The sequence below is a fragment of the Burkholderia sp. MS389 genome, from assembly GCF_016899425.1.
Lineage (GTDB): Bacteria > Pseudomonadota > Gammaproteobacteria > Burkholderiales > Burkholderiaceae > Burkholderia > Burkholderia sola.
In genome coordinates, this window is sequence record NZ_CP045995.1 from 2314334 (window position 1) to 2334637 (window position 20304).

Below are 20304 nucleotides of genomic sequence, written 5' to 3' on the forward strand. Positions count from 1 at the left end.
GTTTCCTTCGAATGGGGGAAGCGCTTGCGTCGGTCACGCCGCGGCGCGCGCCGCGCGGCCGAACAGCAGCCGGTCGAGCAACCAGACCGCGACGATCGTCAGCCCCATCAACGGGAACACGATGCCGAGCAGCACGAGCCCGGCGATCCAGCCGCGCATCGGCGGCGCGCCGCGTTCGCGCGACGGTGCGCCCAGCGTCCGGGCCGGGCGGCGCTTCCACCACATCACGGTGCCCGTGACGGCCATCGCGGCCAGCCCGAGCGACAGCATCGCGCAGAGGATCTGGTTCGCGAGCCCGAAATAACGGCCCATGTGCAGCGACGTGCCGTACGACACCGCGCGCGATACCGCGCCGTAGTCGTCATAGCGGATGTCCTTCAGCACGGCGCCGCTGTACTGGTCGACGTAGATCGTGCGTTCCGCCTTCGGGTCGGCCGGAAAGTACGACGCGGTGAACACGCCGTCCGCACCGGCCGGCAGCGCGAGCGTGTAGCCGCTCGTCACGCCGAGCCCGGCGACGATCGCGATCGCGCGGCCTAGCGGCAGCGGCGCGGGCGTCGGCGCGGACGTTGAATGCGGGACGGGCACGTTGCCGACCGCCCACGGCGTTTGCGGCAACGGCAGGTCGTCCATCACCATCCCGGGCATCGATTCGTCCGATTCGTGGTGATGGCCGGACGGGATGGCGGCCGGCGCACGCGCAGTGTCGGCCACCGCGGCGGCGCCCGGGCGCGTCGAGCGCACCGACGCACCGCCCCACGCGCCTTCCGGCGCGCCGAGGTTCACGGTCGCGGCGAGCGCCTTGAAGTTCTTGCCCCACGAGCCCGACCACGGCAGCCCGGACAGGATGAACGCGATCGTGCCGGCCGCGAGCCAGATGCCGGCCGTCGCGTGAAGGCTCTTCCACAGCGGCCGGCCGCGCAGCGACAGGTCGGGCTGCAGCGCGCGCCCGACGCGTGCCGCGCCGCGCGGCCACCACAGCGCGATGCCCGTGCCGATCATCACGAAGGTCCAGCAGGCGGCGAGTTCCATCAGCAACTCGCCGGTCTTGCCGAGCAGCAGCTTGCGATGCAGCATCCGGTCGACCTGCATGAAGCGGTTCTCGACGCTCAGCGTGCCGAGCACGCGGCCGTCGTACGGGTTCACGTACACGCTCTCGCGGCTGCCGTCGCGCAGCCGGAAAACGTACTCGGCGCTGCGGTCCGGCGCGGCGGAGACTTGCACGGAAACCGGCGTCGCGCCGGCCGGCATCGCGGTGCGGGCGCGAGCGAGCAGCGTATCGGCATCGAGCCGCGGCGTCGTGCGCGGTTCGACGACCAGCCGGTGCGGATACAGCAGCGGCTCGATCTGCGGCTGGAAGCAGTAGAGCGTGCCCGTGATCGCGAGGATCACGAGGAACGGCATCACGAACAGGCCGGCATAGAAATGCCAGCGCCAGAGCGTCCGGTAACCGGCGCTGGCGGAACGGGCGGGCGAGATGGCCCGATCGACGATGGTCGACATGGTATGAACTCCTCGGGTTCGTCGAGCGGCGGGGCCGGCGCGGGCCGGCGGCCGTCAACGTGCGTCGCACCCGCGTGCATGCGTCGGCGCGGCAGGCGGCACCGCGCGCTGCGCAAACGGGGCGCAGGGCGGCGTCGCCCGCGCGACGCGGGCATGCGGGTGAACGCGTGAATCAGGTCGGGCGAAACGAACGGCGTGAACGCGCATGCACGTCGACGTGCATGCGTCACAGGACGGAACGTTCAGCAGAACCGGGGAGGCGCGCGGGAGGGCGGGCGATCGTCGAATATCGATCGCACGAAAGGAGGGCTGTAGAAGTGAACGCGGAAGCGCCGCGGCGCCGCCGCGGGAAACAGCAGCACCAGCAGCACGAACGACGCGAGCGCGGTGAACAGCGCGGCGCCGAATGCGCACAGGCCGTCGCCGTCGCCGGAGGACGCGGGCTTGTCGGCGTGCGCGTCATGCTTGAGTGCATCGACGAGCGCGACCGCATCGTTGGCCGGCGTGATCGGCGCGCTCGCGTCGAAGCGGGCGGCCAGTGCGGCGCCGGCGACGATCAGCGGGCCGCGGCCCGAACACAGCACCACCGAGCCCGCCTCCGGACCGTCCGGATCGAGCATCACGGCGCCCGACATCAGCGCGCGGGACAGCAGCGTCACGAGGAGCAACCCCCACAGCCACTGTCGCGCGACGCCAGGCCGGAGCAGGAAGCGGCGAAGTGCGTTCATGGCGCGCGATTGTACCGCCGTTTGCGCGCAGGAGCAGGCGGGCCGTGCGTGTGCGGAGGCGAATCGCGCCTGGCCGGCGTGGCCGCAAGGGACGTGCGCGGCCTCCGGTCCGTTGCGCCGGCTTACACCGGATACGCGTCGTCGACCTTCAGGTTCGCGAGCCGGAACAGCGTGCGCAGTGTCTGCGGATGAATGTCGCGATGCGCGGCGAGCGACGTCAGCATGAAGTCGAGCACCTTCGCGTAGCGCAGCAGCACGAGGCAGCGCGCGAGATCGGGCGTGCGGCCGCGCATGTCTTCGGCGAGCGTGACCATTTGCGTCGACAGCGTGTGCGCCATCTCGAGTTCCATCTGCTGTTTTTCGGTCCAGTCGGGCAGCGGCTGTTCGAGCACCTTCGCGAGGAAGAGCTGGAACGACGAATCGGACGAGTTGGGCTGCGCATCCATGGAGAGCCTCGTTGCGTGTGCATGTCGTACGGGCGGATCCGGGGAGCGCCCGAGGGTGAATTCATGTCCGCGCGGTAACGGGCGCGGCTTCTGCCCGAACGGAATGCAGATTCCGTACCAGCGCCGCCGCACGATTGTTGAGTAATGTTGAGCCGCGATCCGGCATCGCGCGGCGAGTCCCGTCGGGACTGGATCGCGCAGGCGATCGAGGAGCGTGTCTATCGGCTGCAGGCAGACGGTATCGGACGCCGGAAGCGGCGCGACGATGCGAAATGCTTCACGGATGTAACGTAACGCGGGCATCGGGCGCGTCGCGCGTTTCTGCCGGCGAAAGGCCGCAACGGCGCGTGCTGGGCGGTTCGGCCACGCCCGTCGTGCGTTCGCCGACGGGAAACGACTGCATGGAGCGCCCGCCGCCGCATCGCGCGAACCGGCGGCGAATGCGCCAGTTGTTTCAAAACAGAGACGGTCCGGGCGTGGCGACTGGTTGCATGGCCACACAACTGGCCCAGCGAATTGCCGTGCAATTGTCCATGGGCAGACGGCGCAGGTTTGCCAACAATCTCCCGATCGTCTCCGCGAGCTTCGACATGAACGTCCACGCCTTCTTCTCCGCCAACCTGCTGCTTGCCTACACCGCGTATTTCATCGGCACGGCCAGTCCCGGGCCGAGCAATCTCGCGATCATGTCGGTCGCCGCGAACCAGGGCCGCAAGGCGGCGTTCGCGTTCGCGCTCGGCGTAATGTCGGGGTCGATGTTCTGGGCGACGGTGGCGGCGCTCGGCGTCTCGGCCGCGCTGCTCGCGTGGTCGAAGCTGCTGGTCGCGATCAAGGTGTTCGGCGGGCTGTACCTGCTGTGGCTCGCGTTCAAGTCGGCGCGCACGGCGTTGTCCGGCCCGCCGGCGGCAGCGGCGAACGCCGCGCGCGAGCAGCGGCTGTCGCGCTTCTACGTGCGCGGCGCGATGCTGCACCTGACCAATCCGAAGGCGATTCTCGTGTGGGTGTCGATCGTCGCGCTGTCGTCGAACGGCGCCGGCGGCGCGCACGGCGCCGTCGTGCCGGGTTGCCTCGCGATCGGCTGCCTGGTGTTCGGCGGCTATGCGCTGGTGTTCTCGATGGACGGTGCGCGCCGGTTGTACGTGCGCGGGCGGCGCGCGATGGAAGCGTGTCTGGCTGTCGTGTTCGGGGTGGCGGGGTTTCGGCTGTTGGCGACGAACGTCTAGCCGACATGTGCCGGCATCCCTCCGCCGCACCGACGTGCGACGGAGGCGCCGGCATCGATCAATACCGCTTCAGAAAATGAAGCCCGTATTGATGAACTTCGAGTGGTGATCCGACACGATCGAATCGAGCAGCTGCTTGCTGCTGTCGGTCTGCTTCGCCGCGACCATCGAGCGGATCGAGAACGCGCGCAGCGCATCGCTCACCGACAGCGTGCCTTCCGCCGAATCCTTGCGGCCCGCGAACGGGAACACGTCGGGCCCCCGCTGGCACTGGCAATTGATGTTCACGCGGCACACCTGGTTCACGAGCGGATCGACGAGCGCGCCGATCTGCGCGGGATCCGAACCGAAGATGCTGACCTGCTGGCCGTGCTCCGACGTCGTCACGTAGTCGAGCGCGGTGTCCACGTCGTCGAACGGCGCGACCGGAATGATCGGCCCGAACTGCTCCTCGCGGTACAGCTTCATCCCTTCGGACACCGGATACACGACGGCCGGGTAGAACAGCGTCTTGCTGAACTCGCCGCCCTGATGGTTGACGACCTGCGCGCCCAACGCCCTCGCGTCGTCGATCGCGTCGGTCATGTACGCGGTGCGATGCATGCCGGGCAACGGCGTGATGCTGACGCCCTTTTCCCACGGCATGCCGATCTTCAGCTGTTCGAGCGCGGCGGTGAAGCGCTTCAGGAATTCGTCGACGATCGAGCGATGCACGAGCAGCATCTTCAGCGCGGTACAGCGCTGGCCGTTGAACGACAGCGCGCCGAGCAGGCACTCCTTCACGGTGAGGTCGAGATCGGCGTCGGGCAGCACGATCGCCGCGTTCTTCGCGTCGAGGCCGAGGATCGCGCGCAGCCGGTGCGACTTCGGATGCTGCTTCTTCAGGTGATCGGCGACCTTGCTCGAGCCGATCAGCGCGAGCACGTTGATCTTGCCCGACGCGAGCATGTGCGGCACGACCACCGCGCCCGGCGCGTAGATCGTATTGATCACGCCCTTCGGGAACGCGTCGCGGAACGCTTCGAGCAGCGGTTCGAACAGCAGCGTGCCGTACTGAGGCGGCTTGAACACCACGGTATTGCCCATCAGCAGCGCGGGAATCAGCGTCGCGAAGGTTTCGTTCAGCGGATAGTTGTACGGGCCCATGCACAGCACGACGCCGAGCGGCGTGCGGCGGATCTGACCGATCGTGCCTTCCGCGATCACGAAGCGCGAGTTCGCGTTGTCGAGCTCCTTCAGCGCGTCGATCGTCTGCGTCATGTACGTGACGGTGCGGTCGAACTCCTTCTGCGAATCGGCGAGGCTCTTGCCGATCTCCCACATGATCAGGTTCACGACGAGTTCGCGCTGCGCGACCATCCGCTTGATGAAGTCCTGCATGCACGCGATGCGCTGCTCGACCTTCATCGTCGGCCACTCGCCGCGGCCGGCGTCGTACGCGCGCACCGCGGCGTCGAGTGCCGCGTCGCTTTCCGTTTCGCCCATCACCGGGTAGCTGCCGATCTCGACCTGCTCGACGCTGCCATCCGCCTGCCGCACGCACACGGGCGACAGCACGGTCTTGGTCGCGCCGTCCCACGGTCGCAATTCGCCGTCGACGAGCGACACGCGCTGGTGAATCGGCGAAGCCAGCCGGAATTCGGCGGGGATGTCCTGTAATGCGGGAAACAGGTGCTGCAGGGAGGCGGAATCGGGCATGACGGTCTCGTTTGACGGGTGTCCGGGAAGGACGGGCGATGCGAATCCTGAACGGAATGATCCTCGATCCTGAATCGGCATCATGACGCGCACGCGACTGCGCGTCACGCACGAACATGGCCGATTCAACGAATGGAACCAGTTCCATTTAAAAGGAACGTCGCGACGAATGCAACACAGAGGGAATCGTGTCGCAATTACCGTAAGCATTTGGAAAGACTGTTGCCGAATCGCCGGTATAACAGCTTGAGTGCAACCGCAAACGTTTTACTTCGGCAGAATTGAGCGGATAATGGCCCGACGCGGTGAGGAAAAAAATGCAGTGAACCTGAGAGCAGACGTAGTGAAGAACAGAAGAAGATCCGCCGCGCCGCCGATGCGAGGTCGGCTGGCCGGAGCGCCGGGCCGGGGTTGTCCGGTCCGGCGCACACCGGACTATTGAATCCGTCCCGCCTGCTCGTCCCGATCCTTCGTGATCCTTCCCATCTTCTCCGTCGCCCTCCCGAATCTCGCCTTTTACCGATCGTTGCCGCATGAGGCGACTGATCCAATGCTTTCTTTTTCATTACGATTCGGGCCGCCAAATGGCCTGAATAGAAAGGCATTCGTCAGAAATGCGGGGCGCGATAAGCGTTCACGTTGCGGGCAGGCGACACGATAAAAATTAATTAAAAACACGAATCATTCTCGTTTATTATTTCGCCGCATTACGGGCCGTGACGGGGCGTCACGGCTTTTTTCGTGCCGGTTGCGCCGGCCGGCAGCGAACGCGCCGGCCGTTCGCCATTTTCTTCACCCCCTTCCACGTTCACGATGAAACTCAACACGAGCGCGTGCCATGCGCTTCTGATCGCCACGTCGCTGGCCGGCGCCCGCACTTCGTTTGCGCAGGCGGCCGACGCCGCGGCGACCCTGCCCGCGATTTCCGTCAACGCGGCCGCCGAGCATGCGTCGTACGACGGCGGCCATTCGCGCGCGGCGACCAAGACCGACATGTCGCTGATGGACGTGCCGCAGACCGTGAACGTCGTGCCGCACGCGGTGATCGAGGATCAGAACGCGACGTCGCTGCAGGACGCGTTGCGCAACGTGCCGGGCGTCGGCTTCTCGGTCGGCGACGGCCAACGCGACCAGATCACGATCCGCGGCTTCAACAGCATCACGGACCAGTACGTCGACGGCATTCGCGACGACGCGCTGTACTACCGCGACCTGTCGAACGTCGATCGCGTGGAGGTGCTGAAGGGGCCGGCGGCCGTGCTGTACGGGCGCGGCTCGGCGGGCGGCATCGTGAATCGCGTGCTGAAGCGGCCGCAGGCGAACCCGGTGAACGACGTGGGTGTGACGCTCGGCACGCGCGGCGAGCGGCGCGGCGAATTCGACCTCGGCTGGAACCCGAACGACGCGGCGCGCTTCCGCATGACCGGCGCGGCCGAGAATTCGAACAGCTTCCGCGACCAGTTCCAGCTCAACCGGCAGGCGATCGCGCCGTCCGCGCAGTTCAAGCTCGACCGCGACACGGTGCTGAACGTCGAATTCGACTACCTGCACGACCGTCGCACGTCCGACCAGGGAGTGCCTGCGTATCGCGGCCGGCCGGTCGACGTGCCGATCAACACGTACTACGGGTCGGCTGACGGGGTGAACAGTTCGTACAACGACGTCTCCGCGAAAAGCGCGACGGTGTCGCTCGATCACCGCTTCAACGATTCGCTGTCGTTCCACGGCGCGATCCGCGCGTACGACTTCTCGCTCGAGCGGAAGAACTACGTGAACTACGAGCCGATCAAGACTGCCGCGCACCCGGTCGTCACGCTCGACCAGTCGACGCGCCAGCGTACCGATCACGGCATCGACGGGCTGTTCGAACTCACGCAGAAGACGTCGCTGTTCGGCATGCGCCACGAGCTGCTGTACGGGCTGGAGCTGTCGCAGCAGCAGAAGTTCGACACGATCTACAGCGTGACGAAGGTCGCGACCTACGATCTCTTCAATCCGCAACCGGTCGTCCTGCCCGGCGTGCCGACCGGCACGCGTGCGAAGACGAACGCGTCGACCGTCGTCGGGCTCGCGGGCGTCTACGCGCAGGACCTGATCTCGCTGACCGAACACTGGAAGGTGCTCGCGGGCCTGCGCTTCGACTACCTGAACCAGATCCGCCACGACTACACGTCGTCGAACGTCAATCTCGACCGTACCGATCATGCGTGGAGCCCGCGCGTCGGGCTGATCTACGAACCGCTCGACTGGCTCACGCTGTACGGGTCGTTCAGCCAGTCGTTCTCGCCGCTGGCCGACACGCTGATCAGCTCCGGCGCGTTCTCGAACGGCGCCGCGCTCGCGCCACAGAAGACCACCGCGTATGAAGTCGGCTCGCGCTTCGACCTCGGCGGCAAGGCGACGGCCAGCGTCGCGCTGTTCGACATGCGCCAGACCAACCAGCAGATCGGCGATCCGGCGAATCCCGGCTACGCGCTGCCGATCGGCACGCAGCACGTGCGTGGGATGGAGCTCGGCTTCACCGGCGAGATCGCGCCGAAGTGGTCGGTGTATGCGGGTTACGCGTACCTGAACGGCACGGTGGACGGTTCCGCGCAATCGACGGCGGCCGGCCTCGCGGTGTCGAGCAACACGCCGGGGCTGATGCCGCGCCACAGCGCGAACCTGTGGCTCAAGCGCGAGTTGCCGTACGGCTTCTATGCGGCGGCCGGCATGCAGTTCCAGTCGGCGCGCTATACGTCGGCGAGCGATCTCGTCACGCTGCCGTCGTTCACGGTGTTCAACCTGGGCGCAGGCTATCGCAGCAAGAAGGTCGACGTGACGCTCACGCTCGACAACCTGTTCAATCGCCGCTACTTCATCTCCGCGCACGGCAACGCGGACCTGTACAACATGCCCGGCGATCCGCGCACGCTGACCGCCACGGTGAAGTGGCACATGTAACGCACGCGGTGCGCGACAATGCGGGTCTTCGTCACGATGATCCGCACTTCGCTGCCCATGATCCGCCCCGCGATTGATGTCTCGAGCATGACCGGCCGCGCCCGCGCGCTGTTTTTATCGTTGCTGGCGTGCGGCCCGCTCGCGGCCGGGGCGCAGACGATCCCGGCGGATGCCGAGCCGGCTTGCCATGCGATGCAGATCGACCGGACGATCACGCTGTCGGGGCGTTACGCGCTCGACTACGGCGACGAATCGATCGGGTCGGACGTGTGGTTCGAAGAGGACGACGCATCGGCGCGACGCTTGCCCGCCCGCTCGCAACGCGCGGGCGTGATCGTTTTCACGAACCAGCACGAGGCGAGACGCGGGCTACGGCTACCGGCCGTGCAACCCCGCGGCGTATGCCGGTTCGACGGGCGTGCGACGCTCGTGATCCGCGATCTGGAGACGGCGTGTCCCGGGCTGGAAACGCCCGATCGTGCGCGGCTGGTGAAGGTCGTGGCGGCCGACGTGCCGTCGCGACACGCATGCGCAGCCGCCGCGCGATGACGCCGGTGCGACGCCGCCGTTACTCGACGTCCTCGTCGTCTTCCTCATCTTCCGCATCGGCGTCGTGCGCATCGCGCTCCGGCGCCGCATACGCGCTCGCCTGTTCGAGCAGCCAGCCGCGGAACGATTCCAGCGGCTTGCTGTGGCTGAACTCGGTCGGATACACGAGGTAGTACGCCGAATCGCCGACGGTTGCCGCATCGCACGGCACGACGAGGCCGAGCTGCTGCAACTGTTCCTCGACGAAGAACTTCGGCACGAGCGCGACGCCGAGCCCGGCCGCGGCCGCGCTGATCAGCATCGTATGCAGTTCGTAGCGCACGCCCTGCATCGTGCGGATGTCCTCGACGCCGTGCGTCTCGAACCACTGCGCCCACGCGCCGGGGCGCGTCGTCGAGTGCAGCAGCGGATACGCGAGCAGATCCTCGACACGCTCGACCGGCCCGTTCAGCAGCGCGGGCGCGCAGATCGGCACGACTTCCTCGCCGAACAGGTAGTCGGACGACGTGCCGGGCCAGGTCGGCTTGCCGTAGTGGATCGCGGCTTCGAAGTGCGTGTCCTCGAACGAGAACAGGTCGGTGCGGCTGCCCATGTTCACGCGCACGTCCGGCGTGCGGTCGTAGAAGCTCTTGATGCGCGGAATCAGCCAGTGCGACGCGAAGGTCGGCAGCACCGCGAGTTCCAGGTAACCGCCGCCGCTGCCATGAGCGATGATCGACAGCGTGTCGCGGTCGAGCGCTTCCAGCGCGCGCCGCACCTGCGTGCCGTACAGCTTGCCGGCGCGCGTCAGCACGACGCGCTGCTTCACGCGCGCGAACAGCCGCACGCCGAGGCTCGCCTCCAGCGTCGCGATCTGCCGCGACACCGCGCTTTCGGTCAGGAACAGCTCCTTGGCCGCGTGCGTGAAGCTCTCGTGGCGGGCGGCGGCTTCGAACGCCACGAGCGCGCCCATGTTGGGAATCTTGAATTTACGCATGATGTTCGATTCGTCTGACGAACGCACCTGCCCGGTGCGGGCCGGCGGGCGGAGCCGGGAGCGGCCAATAATTCCAAAAACTCATCACATATCAATTTAATCTCGCTTTACGCCCGGCTGCAACCCTTTGAATAATGCTCCCCACGCAAGGTCAGGCGCTCGTGGGGCGGCCGGCCGACGAGTTGCCGGCACGTTTGCCGGCGGTCCCCCGAGACGAGAATCCCGATGCGCAATCCGAATATCGACAGCCTGCTGACGAAGCTGCTGGGACAGGCGAAGACCGACGCCCTGTTCTCCACCCTTAACATGCCGGCCATCCTCGAGGAATGGGAAGACGGCGTCGTGACGCGCGCGGAAATCGCGCAGGCGATGAACATGGCGCTGTTCGAAGGGCTGCTCGAGCGTTCGGCGAACGGCCGCGCGTACACGGCCGACGCGGTCGAAAGCGGCGGCTCGGTCTATTTCGACCACGGCGCGTTGCGCACGGTGCGCTGGCCGCACACGGGCGCGTTGCCGCCGGGCGAGGCCGCGTTCACGCGCATCCTGCGGCCGCTCGGCTTTCGCCTGAACGGCCGTTACCCGCTCGACAAGCTCGGCATGACCGGCCGCGCGTATGCGCATGAGGACGCGCCGGACGAAATCGCACAGTTCTTCGTCAGCGAACTGCATCCGGAGCGCTTCTCGAAGGAATTCCAGCAGGCCGTGACGAACGTCGTCGGCTCGTCGCGCGATCCGCTGTCGCCGGCGGCCGTCGCGCTGCTGTGGGAAGTCGAGCGCGAAGGCTGGCTGTCGCTGGAAGCCGCGCATGCGCTGCTGCCGGAGATCGTCGGCGCGTTCGCGCGTCAGCACGACGTGCCGAGCGAACTCGACTACGAGACGCTGCTGATGGAATCGGCGGAAATGGCGTGGATCGCGACCGAGGGCAATGCGTTCAATCACGCGACCGACCGCGTCGCCGACGTGTTCAAGCTGTCCGACGACGAGAAGGCGAAGGGCCGGCCGATGAAGCCGGAAGTCGAACGCTCGCGCTCGGGCCGTGTGTTCCAGACGGCCTATCGCGCGGATACGGTCGAGCGCGAGTTCCGTACCCGCGACGGCGGCACGGTCAAGCGCAACGTGCCGGGATCGTTCTACGAGTTCATCACGCGCAAGCGCACGTTCGACCAGGCGGCGCGTCGCTGGGTGACCGACCTGCGCTTCGACGCGGGCAACGCGCAAGGCATCTTCAAGATGACGGCAAACGCGGCGAAGTAAGCGCGACGCGTCGCGCATGCACACGCAGATGGGCCGGCGGCTGGTTTCAGCCGTCGGCCCATTTTCATCGACGAGGCGTCACATGCATCAGAAGAGGTGCGTGACCAGATAAAACAGCACCAGCAGCCCGATCGGTACACCGAGCAGCCATGCGATCAGATATTTGCCCATGTCGTTGTCCTCCGCGTGGCCGCGACGCGGCGTGCGTCGCGGCGGGGTGAGACGACTGGCGCGTTACAGCTCGCGGTCGAATTCCTTCAACTGCCTCTCGGCTTCGTCGCGGGCGATCCCGTAACGCTCCTGGATCTTCCCGGCCAGATAATCGCGATTGCCTTCCGCGACCTGGAGATCGTCGTCGGTCAGCTTGCCCCACTTGGCCTTCAGCTTGCCGGTGAGCTGTTTCCACTGACCCTTGATCTTGTCTTCGTTCATGGTGTGCTCCTTGTGTACGGGGAGAAAAGTGCGGCGGTCGGCCGCCGCGTGGTAGCTCAGCCCTTCGCCTTCAGGCCGGATGCGTCGACGTGCTTCACGCCCTTGACCGCGCGCGTCACGGCGACGGCCTTCTTCACGGCGGTCTTGGTCGGCAGCACGCCCGTGAGCGTGACGACGCCGTCGACCGTCTTCACGCTGACGTCGGTGCTTTCCACGCCCTTGGTGGTGGCGAGCTCACCCTTCACCTTGGTCGTGATCCACGTGTCGGTGACAGGCTGGTTCGATTCGGTCGCCATGCCGCTGTCGGTCGACGAGGCTTGGGCGTGCGCGTTCGTGAGCGGGGCAGCGGAAAGCAGGAAAGCCGCGCTGACGGCGAGCAGCGTCGAAAGGTGCGAGGTCTTGTTCATTGATGTTCTCCTTCGATTGGCGGGTTGAATCAGTTGCTGCGGGAGCACGGATCGTTCCCGTGCACTTCGGCGCGTTAGCGGGCGATCGGCGTGTCGTAGCCGGGCTCGCGCGGCGGCATGTCGGGGCGCGGCACGTCGGGCGGCAGCGGCACCGGCGGATCGGTGCCGGGCGCCGGTTCGGGCGGGTGATCCGGGGCCGGCTCGGGCCGCGTCGGATCGGGTGTCTGTTGCAATTTCATCCGGTGTCCTCCTCTGCGGTATGAAAGGGCGGCGCCTGAGCGCCGATGCAGTACCAGCGTACCGACGCGAACGCGAGCGGACATCGCGCAAATTCACCTGATCGGCTAGTGCGTTTGCACTGGGGACGGAACGGACGGGCGGGCACGCGACGTGCACCATGACCTGGGCAATGCTGCGTGACGGGCGCGCGGGCTGCGCTGCGCCATTGGGCGGGGCGCCGCACGAAACGCGGGCGGCGTGCGAATGTACTATTCGAGATAGTGCATCCGCGCCTGTCGCGCCGTTGCGCCGCACGTGATCATCGCCGCACCCGCCGGCCGGCGCGTGACGCTGCAACGGGCGCCCGGCCGCACTGTTGACGCTCATGTTTGACGACAGGGACAACGAATCGATGAACGAACCAGTAGACGAACAGGTGCTCAAGTCGCATACCGACCGGCGCCAGCTGCACCAGATCATCGCGGGACTCACCGAGGGCGTGATCCTGATCGAGCCCGACCAGCGGATCGTCTGGGCGAACGAGGCCGCGCTCGCGATGCATGGCGTGACCGAGCTCAAGGCGCTCGGCGCGAACGTCACCGAATACCGCGAGCGGTTCCGGCTGCGCTACCGGAACAACCATCCGGTGCGCGACGGCCACTATCCGATGGATCGCGTGATCGCCGGCGAGGAGTTCAGCGACGTGACGGTCGAGGTCGAATCGGCCGCCGACGAATCGGTGAGCTGGGTTCACCGCATCCGCAGCCTCGTGCTGACGAACGCGGCCGGCGCACCCGACTGCCTCGCGCTCGTGCTGCACGACGCGACCGAATGGGCGAGTGCCGAGGAGCGCTTCGAGCGCACTTTCAACGCGAATCCGGCGCCGGCCGTGATCTGCCGGCTCGACGACCTGCGCTACGTTAAGGTCAACCAGGGCTTCCTCGACATGACGGGCCACGCACGCGACGACGTGCTCGGCCGCTCGGTATACGAGGTCGACGTGCTCGAACAGGCCGAGCGGCGCGAGCTGGCGATCGAGCGGCTCGGCGAAGGCGCGACGATCCCGCAGATGGAAGCCGTGCTGAAACTGGCCGACGGCAGCACCAAGGCGGTGGTCGTCGCCGGGCAGCCGATCGACATGAACGGCGAGGCGTGCATGCTGTTCACGTTCATGGATCTCGAGCCGCGCAAGCAGGCCGAGCGCGCGCTGATGCAAAGCGAGGAACGCTTCGCGACCGCCTTCCGGATGGCGCCGGTCGCGATGGCGATCGTCACGGCTGACGGTTTCGAGCTGCTCGACGTGAACGACGCGTTTGCCGCGATGACGGGCCACGCGCAGCCCGACCTGCTCGGCAAATCCGCGGACGAGATCGGGCTGTGGGCCGAACGCGGCGTATGGCCGCGCATCGAAGGCCGGCTCGTGCGCGACGGCAACGTGCGCAACGCGGACGTGCAGATCCGCACGCGCGACGGCGACGTCCGCGATTGCGTCGTGTCGGCCGACCCCGTCGCGATTCACGGGCGCGACTGCCTGCTCGTCGCGCTGCTCGACATCAGCGATCGCAAGCGCACCGAGATGGAGCTCGTCTATGCGATCGAGACCGCGATGCAGGATGCGTCGTGGTTCAGCCGCACGCTGATCGAGAAACTCGCGAACGTGCGACGCGCGAATGCGCCGGATGCGGGCGCGCAGCTGTCCGACCTGACCGCGCGCGAACGCGACGTGTTCGACCTGCTGTGCCATGGTCTCGCCGACAAGGAGATCGCCGGTCGTCTCGGGCTGGCGCCGAACACCGTGCGCAATCACGTCGCGACGATCTACGCGAAGCTCGACGTGCACAGCCGCGCCGAGGCGATCGTCTGGGCGCGCGAGCGCGGGATCGTCGGCGCGGCCGCGGCCGAAACGAACGGCGCGCGTGGCGACAAGGGCGGCGCGAAGGACAAGGACTGACGGCGTTCGGTGCGAATGCACCATGCGCACTGGTGCATCCGCATCTGCCGCGCGCGGCGCCCGCTTGCGATCCTGTCCGCTCGGCGGTGCCGCGCAGGCCGCTGCATTGCCGGCTTTCCTCAACCATCGCAGGAGAAGACCATGGACAGGAATCGCATCGAAGGCAAGCTCAAACAGGTCAAGGGTTCGGTCAAGGAAGCACTGGGCAAGGTGACGGGCGACCGCGAGACCGAAGCGGAAGGCGTCGCCGAACAGCAGGCCGGAAAACTTCAGGAGAAGGCCGGCGAGGCGGCCGATGCGGTGCGCCACCACACGGGCACCGACCGGCACTGACCGATGATGCGGCGCCGGCTGTCGGCGTCGCGAAGGCCGGACGGCGTCGCCACGATGATGCGTTGCCGGCATGACCGCGCCGGCCTTTACCCGGCGAAGCGACCGCCATTTCCCCTCGGAACACCTCCCTCCACGGCCCGCCGTCGTACGGGCCGCGGATCGGCCATGAATCCGGAACTTGATGACAAATCCTCACAACGTAGTTCCGATATTTCGTTTGCTGCACGGGTATTGGCTACCCACAATCCATTCACCTCTTTCGCGATGAAAGGTTCTTCGGAGACGGAATCGCGGTGATCGGCGCACCGGTCGCGCGCATTGCGCGTCGGCAGCGCAAGACATCATCGGCGCGCAGGAGGTTGCCGACGCGCGCCGATCGCGCGTTGCATCCCGACTCTCACAAGAAGGACTGCCATGACGTTCCGCATTCGTTCGCTTTCCGGCGTCGCACTGACCGCCGTGCTTCTCGCGTTTCAGACGGGCGCGGCCCATGCGCAGGAGACGATCGTCAAGGTCGGCGTGGCCGGCCCGCTGACGGGCGGCGGCGCCGCGTACGGCAAGGACATCGAGAACGGCGTGCGGATGGCGGTGGACGAAGCGAATGCCGCGCACACGACCGTCGGCGGCAAGCCGGTGAAGTTCGTGATCGCGTCGCAGGACGACCAGAGCGATCCGCGCACCGGCGTGCAGGCCGCGCAGCAGCTCGCCGACGCGCAGGTGGCCGTCGTGATCGGCCACTTCAATTCGGGCACGACGCTGCCCGCGTCGAAGATCTACGCGAAGGCCGGCATTCCGATGATCACGCCGTCGGCGACCAATCCCGACATCACGCGCGCCGGGCTCGATAGCGTGTACCGCGTGATCGCGACCGACACGCAGAACGCCGGGAATGCCGGGACGTATGCCGCGAGCGTGACGAAGGCGAAACGCATCGCGATCATCGACGATCGCACCGCGTTCGGCCAGGGCGAGGCCGACGAATTCGAGAAGGCCGTGAAGGCGAACGGCGGCACGATCGTCGCGCGCGAATTCACGAACGACAAGGCCGTCGACTTCAGCGCGCAGCTCACGAAGATCAAGAGCGCCAACGCCGATCTCGTGTTCTTCGGCGGCCTCGACGCGCAGGCCGCGATGCTCGTGAAGCGCATGCGCCAGCTCGGCATCCGCGCGCAGTTCCTCGCGGGCGGCGGCGTGATGAATGCGAACTTCATCAAGCTCGCCGGCAATGCGGCCGAAGGCGCATCGGTGTGGGAGTACGGGCAGCCGCTGTCGCGTCTCGCGAAAGGCAAGCTGTTCGAGACGAAATTCAAGCAGAAGTACGGCGTCGACATGCTCGCGTATGCGCCGTTCGCGTACGACGCGACGTGGATCGCGATCAACGCGATGCAGAAGGCGAACTCGACGAAGCCGGCCGATTTCAATGGCGCGCTCAAGGGCACGCGCTACGACGGCATCACCGGCACGATCGCGTTCACGAGCACGGGCGACCTGAAGAACCCGAGCTCGACGCTGTACGAAGTGAAGAACGCCGCGTGGCAGCCCGTCACGACCAAATCGGCGGACTGAAGGCAACCCGCGCGGGCGGGCTTTCGCGGCGATGCAGGACGTGCTGAAATAGCCGCAGCGATCGTCCACGAAGCCTGCCCGCGCGACGCCGCGTGCGACGCGGCATGAATCACCCACAGGCCCTGAGCCTTTTACGTGCAACCGGAGTCAGTCGTGAGTTCTCAAGTCGTCATCGTCGGCGGTGGTGTGATCGGCAGCTCGATCGCTTATTTCCTGCGCGCCACCGATCCCACGGTCGCCGTGACCGTCATCGAACGCGACCCCACCTATGCCAAATCGTCGTCGGCATTGTCTGCCGCGTCGATTCGCCAGCAGTTCTCGACGCCGCTGTCGATCGAGATGTCGCTGTTCGGCATCGACTTCCTGCGCACGATCGGCGAGCGGCTCGAAGTGGACGGCAATCGGCCGTCGATCGATCTGCACGAAGGCGGCTACCTGTTTCTCGCGACGCCGGCCGGCGACGCGACGCTGCGCGAGAACCATGCGCTGCAGACGCGCCTCGGCGCCGATATCCGGCTGATGGATCGCGATGCGCTGCGTGCGAAGTTTCCGTGGCTGAACGTCGACGATCTCGTGTCGGGCGCGTATGGCGTGAGCGGTGAAGGCTGGTTCGACGGCTACGGGCTCGTGCAGGCGCTGCGCAAGAAGGCGCAGGCGCTCGGCGCGCGCTACGTGCCGGCCGACGTGAAGGACGTGGTGCGCGACGGCCGCAGGATCACGCATGTCGTGACGGGCGACGGCGAGCGCTACGCGTGCGACACGCTCGTCAACGCGGCCGGTGCCTGGACGCGCACGCTGTCGTCGATGATGGGCATCGATATTCCGGTGTATGCGCGACGGCGCAGCATCTTCAACGTATCGTCGCCGGCGAAGCTCGCCGATTGCCCGCTGCTGATCGATCCGACCGGCGTGTATTTCCGGCCCGAAGGGCGTACGTATATCTGCGGGACGTCGCCGAGCCCCGATCGCGACCCGGACGACCTGCCGCTCGACGAGGTCGACCACGCGCTGTTCGACGACGTGATCTGGCCGACGCTCGCGCACCGCGTGCCGGAATTCGAGGCGCTGCGCGTCGAGAATTGCTGGTCCGGTTACTACGAGTACAACGTGTTCGATCACAACGCGATCATCGGCTACCACCCCGAGCTCGACAACGTCGTGTTCGCGAACGGCTACAGCGGCCACGGCTTGCAGCAAGGGCCGGCGACGGGGCGTGGCGTCAGTGAACTCATTCTGGGCGGGCGTTATGACACGCTCGACCTGTCGTCGCTCGGCTGGGCGCGTGTGCTGGAAAACCGGCCGATCGTCGAAAAGAACGTCGTGTAGTGTAGTGCGGCGTAACCGCCCGGTATGGGGTGGGCGGGATTCTCCTTGTGTCTCAAACCCGTTGGCCCGACGCTGTCGGGCCTTTTTTCGTGTGCACGCGTTAGCCGACGCCGTAGACGGCATCGCGCAGATCGAGCGTGTACTGCCCGTTCATCCCTTCGTAGAGCGTGTTCGTCAGCGACACGACGGTGAGTCCGCGCGCGCGATCGACGAACCACGAATGACCGTAGACGCCGCCCCAGCGCCACGTGCCGACGGATTCCGGCGACGCGGCCGCCTGCGGGTCGCGCAGTACCGAGAAGCCGATCCCGAAGCCCGCGCCCGACAGGTCCGGCAATTCGAAATCGCCGGTCTGCACGCGTCCCATCTCGTCGACCAGTTCGGCCGGCAGGATCGCGCCGCCGCCCGCGCGCAGCGTGTCCAGCACCGTCAGCACGTCGCTGGCGGTGCCGACCATTCCGGCGCCGCCCGACGGGAACGCCTGTGCATTCAGCGCGCGCGACGGCGAGTACGTGACGCCGACGAAGCCCTCCTCGATGGGCACCGTCTCGTTTTCCGCGAGCCGGTGCGGCTGCGGCGTGTCGTTGACGTACGGCGTGGCGAGCCGCGCGGGATCGCGTGCGACGAAGCCCGTGTCGCGTGCGCCGAGCGGGCGCAGCACGAGCGCATCGATCGCGTCGGCGAGCGGCACGCCGCACACAGCCTCGATCAGCGCGCCGATGACGTCGATCGACAGCGAATAGTTCCAATTGGTGCCAGGCGCGAACAGCAGCGGCACGCTCGCGATCCGGCGCAGGTTTTCGGCGAGCGTGATCGATGCGCCGTCGAGCCCGTCGGACACGCCCGCACGCGCATAGGGGCCGTTCGCGTCGGTTTCGTTGAAGCGATAGTCAAGGCCGGCGGTATGCACGAGCAACTGGCGCACCGTGATCGTCGGCACGCGGCCATCGGGCAGCGCCGGACGGAATTCCGGCAGCCAGCGCGTGATGTCTTCATCGAGCGACAGCTTGCGTTGCGCGACGAGCGCCATCGCGGCCGCCGAGACGATCGGCTTCGTGACCGACGCGAGCCGGAACTGCGTGTCCTCGCGCATCGGCGTACGCGATTCGCGGTCCGCGAGCCCGGCCGCGCGGCGATAGACGAGTTCGCCGTCGCGAGCGACGAGGACGACCGCGCCGACGAGGCGCTGCGTATCGAGCTGGCGGGACAGGACCGCGTCGATGCGCTCGGCGAGCGCGGGATCGGTTGACGACTGCAGTGACGATGCGGGAGAGGAGGTCATCGTGAATTCCGTCGTGAGGGGGCTGGTCGACATGTTAGGCGGCTGTTGCCGTGCGCGTCGTTAACCCTTACACGGAACAGGGCGATGTGCGCGGCACGGACCGGCGTCGGCGCATACCGAGCCCGGGAGCGGGCAAAAATATGCGCCAATCGGCCGGCGGCGTTCGCTAGAATCGGCTTTCGTCGAGGAAATGACGTATTTGCATGGTGCAGAGCAGTATCGAATCGAAGACGCTGCTTGTCCTGATTCCATCGTTCATCTTTCACCGGAGGCGCGCATGCCAGGTTTACTTCCCGATGTTGACCGCGAGGGGCTCCTCGAATATTCGGTGGTGTACACCGATCGCTCGGTCAACCATATGTCGCAACGCTTCCAGGGCGTCATGCGCGACATCTCCGCCACGCTGAAGAAAGTCTACAACGCGAAGTCGGTCGCGATCGTGCCGGGCAGCGGCACGTTCGGCATGGAAGCCGTGGCGCGACAGTTCGCGACGAACAAGAAGTGCCTCGTGATCCGCAACGGCTGGTTCAGCTTCCGCTGGTCGCAGATTTTCGACATGGGCAGCATTCCGTCAGAGACCACGGTGCTGAAGGCGCGCCCGGTCGAAGCGGGCAGGCAGGCCGCCTATGCGCCGGCGCCGATCGACGAAGTGGTCGCCGCGATCCACGCCAACAAACCCGATCTCGTGTTCGCGCCGCACGTCGAAACCGCGTCCGGGATCATGCTGCCCGATGCGTACCTGCGCGCGGTGGCCGATGCCGTGCATGCGGTCGGCGGGATGTTCGTGCTGGATTGCATCGCGTCGGGTACCGTGTGGGTCGACATGCAGGCGAGCGGCGTCGATATCCTGATCAGTGCGCCGCAAAAGGGCTGGAGTGCGTCGCCGTGTTGCGCGATGGTGATGTTCAGCCCGCTCGCGTGCGAGCGCATCGATTCGACCACCAGCACCAGCTTCGCATGCGATCTGCGCAAGTGGCTGCAGATCATGGAAGCGTACGAGGACGGCGGGTTCGCGTATCACGCGACGATGCCCACCGACAGCCTCACGACGCTGCGCGACGTGATGAAGGAAACCGATGCATACGGCTTCGACAAGGTGAAGGCGGAACAACTCGAACTTGGCGAGCGCATTCGCGCGCTGCTGACGGAGAAGGGGTTCAGGAGCGTGGCCGCGAAAGGGTTCGAGGCGCCGGGGGTCGTCGTGAGCTACACCGGCGATGACGGTATTCGCACTGGGAAGAAGTTTGCCGATGTCGGTTTGCAGATCGCGGCGGGTGTGCCGTTGCAATGCGACGAGCCGGAGGATTTCAAGACGTTTCGGATCGGGTTGTTCGGGCTCGACAAGCTGCATGATGTCGATGGCGCGGTGAAGCGCTTTGCCGATGCGTTGAACCGGATTCTTTGAGGCGGTTTTGCGGAATCGGGGGCTCCGGTGGCTGCCGCTCGTTCGTTGAGCGGCGGCTTTCGA

19 protein-coding genes are annotated in these 20304 nt (G+C 66.6%); 10 read left to right on the forward strand and 9 right to left on the reverse strand.

The window, feature by feature from the left end; translation table 11 throughout:
* Positions 1–33: 33 nt before the first annotated feature.
* The 3 genes from GJG85_RS26755 to GJG85_RS26765 form a co-directional block, all read right to left on the reverse strand.
* On the reverse strand, positions 34–1503 hold the full coding sequence (locus GJG85_RS26755; RefSeq protein WP_204384034.1) for a PepSY domain-containing protein: 1470 nt from the start codon (positions 1501–1503) through the stop codon (positions 34–36).
* Positions 1504–1745: 242 nt separating this feature from the next.
* Positions 1746–2231 (reverse strand): DUF2946 family protein, encoded by a 486-nt coding sequence (locus tag GJG85_RS26760; protein ID WP_204384036.1) that lies wholly within the window; start codon positions 2229–2231, stop codon positions 1746–1748.
* Between the two features lie 122 nt (positions 2232–2353).
* Complete coding sequence (locus GJG85_RS26765; RefSeq protein WP_050018102.1) at positions 2354–2677, reverse strand: hypothetical protein; 324 nt, start codon at positions 2675–2677, stop codon at positions 2354–2356.
* A 144-nt stretch (positions 2678–2821) separates the two neighbouring features.
* Here GJG85_RS26765 and GJG85_RS26770 point away from each other — a divergent pair, with 144 nt between their 5' ends.
* Positions 2822–2971: a hypothetical protein gene (locus GJG85_RS26770; RefSeq protein WP_204384038.1), complete on the forward strand. Its 150-nt coding sequence runs from the start codon at positions 2822–2824 to the stop codon at positions 2969–2971.
* Between the two features lie 296 nt (positions 2972–3267).
* Positions 3268–3900, forward strand: a complete 633-nt coding sequence (locus GJG85_RS26775; protein WP_204384040.1) for a LysE family translocator — start codon at positions 3268–3270, stop codon at positions 3898–3900.
* A gap of 69 nt (positions 3901–3969) precedes the next feature.
* Here the strand turns inward: GJG85_RS26775 and GJG85_RS26780 are convergent, their stop codons facing one another.
* Complete coding sequence (locus GJG85_RS26780; RefSeq protein WP_050017283.1) at positions 3970–5598, reverse strand: NADP-dependent glyceraldehyde-3-phosphate dehydrogenase; 1629 nt, start codon at positions 5596–5598, stop codon at positions 3970–3972.
* An 813-nt stretch (positions 5599–6411) separates the two neighbouring features.
* Between GJG85_RS26780 and GJG85_RS26785 the strand changes: the two genes are divergently transcribed.
* Together GJG85_RS26785 and GJG85_RS26790 are read left to right on the forward strand one after the other, a co-directional pair.
* The gene (locus GJG85_RS26785) at positions 6412–8541 is read left to right on the forward strand and encodes a TonB-dependent siderophore receptor (RefSeq protein WP_050017282.1); all 2130 of its coding nucleotides are present in this window, start codon (positions 6412–6414) and stop codon (positions 8539–8541) included.
* A gap of 87 nt (positions 8542–8628) precedes the next feature.
* Positions 8629–9090 carry a hypothetical protein gene (locus GJG85_RS26790; RefSeq protein ID WP_050017290.1) on the forward strand — a complete coding sequence of 154 codons (462 nt, stop codon included), beginning with the start codon at positions 8629–8631 and terminating at the stop codon, positions 9088–9090.
* A gap of 19 nt (positions 9091–9109) precedes the next feature.
* Here the strand turns inward: GJG85_RS26790 and GJG85_RS26795 are convergent, their stop codons facing one another.
* Positions 9110–10066 carry a LysR family transcriptional regulator gene (locus GJG85_RS26795; RefSeq protein WP_050017281.1) on the reverse strand — a complete coding sequence of 319 codons (957 nt, stop codon included), beginning with the start codon at positions 10064–10066 and terminating at the stop codon, positions 9110–9112.
* Positions 10067–10291: 225 nt separating this feature from the next.
* On the opposite strand from GJG85_RS26795, the gene GJG85_RS26800 reads away from it, so the two are divergent.
* The gene (locus tag GJG85_RS26800) at positions 10292–11320 is read left to right on the forward strand and encodes a DUF1338 domain-containing protein (protein ID WP_204384042.1); all 1029 of its coding nucleotides are present in this window, start codon (positions 10292–10294) and stop codon (positions 11318–11320) included.
* A 234-nt stretch (positions 11321–11554) separates the two neighbouring features.
* Here the strand turns inward: GJG85_RS26800 and GJG85_RS26805 are convergent, their stop codons facing one another.
* The 3 genes from GJG85_RS26805 to GJG85_RS26815 all read right to left on the reverse strand — a co-directional run bounded on the left by GJG85_RS26805 (position 11555) and on the right by GJG85_RS26815 (position 12398).
* The gene (locus GJG85_RS26805) at positions 11555–11752 is read right to left on the reverse strand and encodes a CsbD family protein (RefSeq protein ID WP_050017279.1); all 198 of its coding nucleotides are present in this window, start codon (positions 11750–11752) and stop codon (positions 11555–11557) included.
* 56 nt (positions 11753–11808) lie between these two features.
* Positions 11809–12159 (reverse strand): BON domain-containing protein, encoded by a 351-nt coding sequence (locus tag GJG85_RS26810; protein ID WP_050017278.1) that lies wholly within the window; start codon positions 12157–12159, stop codon positions 11809–11811.
* A gap of 74 nt (positions 12160–12233) precedes the next feature.
* A complete protein-coding gene (locus GJG85_RS26815; protein WP_162838130.1) occupies positions 12234–12398 on the reverse strand; it encodes a hypothetical protein in 165 nt (54 codons plus the stop codon).
* Positions 12399–12790: 392 nt separating this feature from the next.
* On the opposite strand from GJG85_RS26815, the gene GJG85_RS26820 reads away from it, so the two are divergent.
* The 4 genes from GJG85_RS26820 to GJG85_RS26835 all read left to right on the forward strand — a co-directional run bounded on the left by GJG85_RS26820 (position 12791) and on the right by GJG85_RS26835 (position 17554).
* Entirely contained in the window at positions 12791–14329 is a 1539-nt protein-coding gene (locus GJG85_RS26820; RefSeq protein WP_050017277.1) for a helix-turn-helix transcriptional regulator, read from the forward strand.
* A 141-nt stretch (positions 14330–14470) separates the two neighbouring features.
* Positions 14471–14662, forward strand: a complete 192-nt coding sequence (locus GJG85_RS26825; protein WP_050017276.1) for a CsbD family protein — start codon at positions 14471–14473, stop codon at positions 14660–14662.
* Between the two features lie 414 nt (positions 14663–15076).
* Positions 15077–16228: a branched-chain amino acid ABC transporter substrate-binding protein gene (locus GJG85_RS26830; protein WP_050017275.1), complete on the forward strand. Its 1152-nt coding sequence runs from the start codon at positions 15077–15079 to the stop codon at positions 16226–16228.
* Positions 16229–16381: 153 nt separating this feature from the next.
* Complete coding sequence (locus GJG85_RS26835; RefSeq protein WP_050017274.1) at positions 16382–17554, forward strand: FAD-binding oxidoreductase; 1173 nt, start codon at positions 16382–16384, stop codon at positions 17552–17554.
* 100 nt (positions 17555–17654) lie between these two features.
* Here the strand turns inward: GJG85_RS26835 and GJG85_RS26840 are convergent, their stop codons facing one another.
* Positions 17655–18836: a serine hydrolase domain-containing protein gene (locus GJG85_RS26840; protein ID WP_204384043.1), complete on the reverse strand. Its 1182-nt coding sequence runs from the start codon at positions 18834–18836 to the stop codon at positions 17655–17657.
* Between the two features lie 277 nt (positions 18837–19113).
* Between GJG85_RS26840 and GJG85_RS26845 the strand changes: the two genes are divergently transcribed.
* On the forward strand, positions 19114–20241 hold the full coding sequence (locus tag GJG85_RS26845; protein WP_050017272.1) for an aminotransferase class V-fold PLP-dependent enzyme: 1128 nt from the start codon (positions 19114–19116) through the stop codon (positions 20239–20241).
* Positions 20242–20304 lie beyond the last annotated feature (63 nt).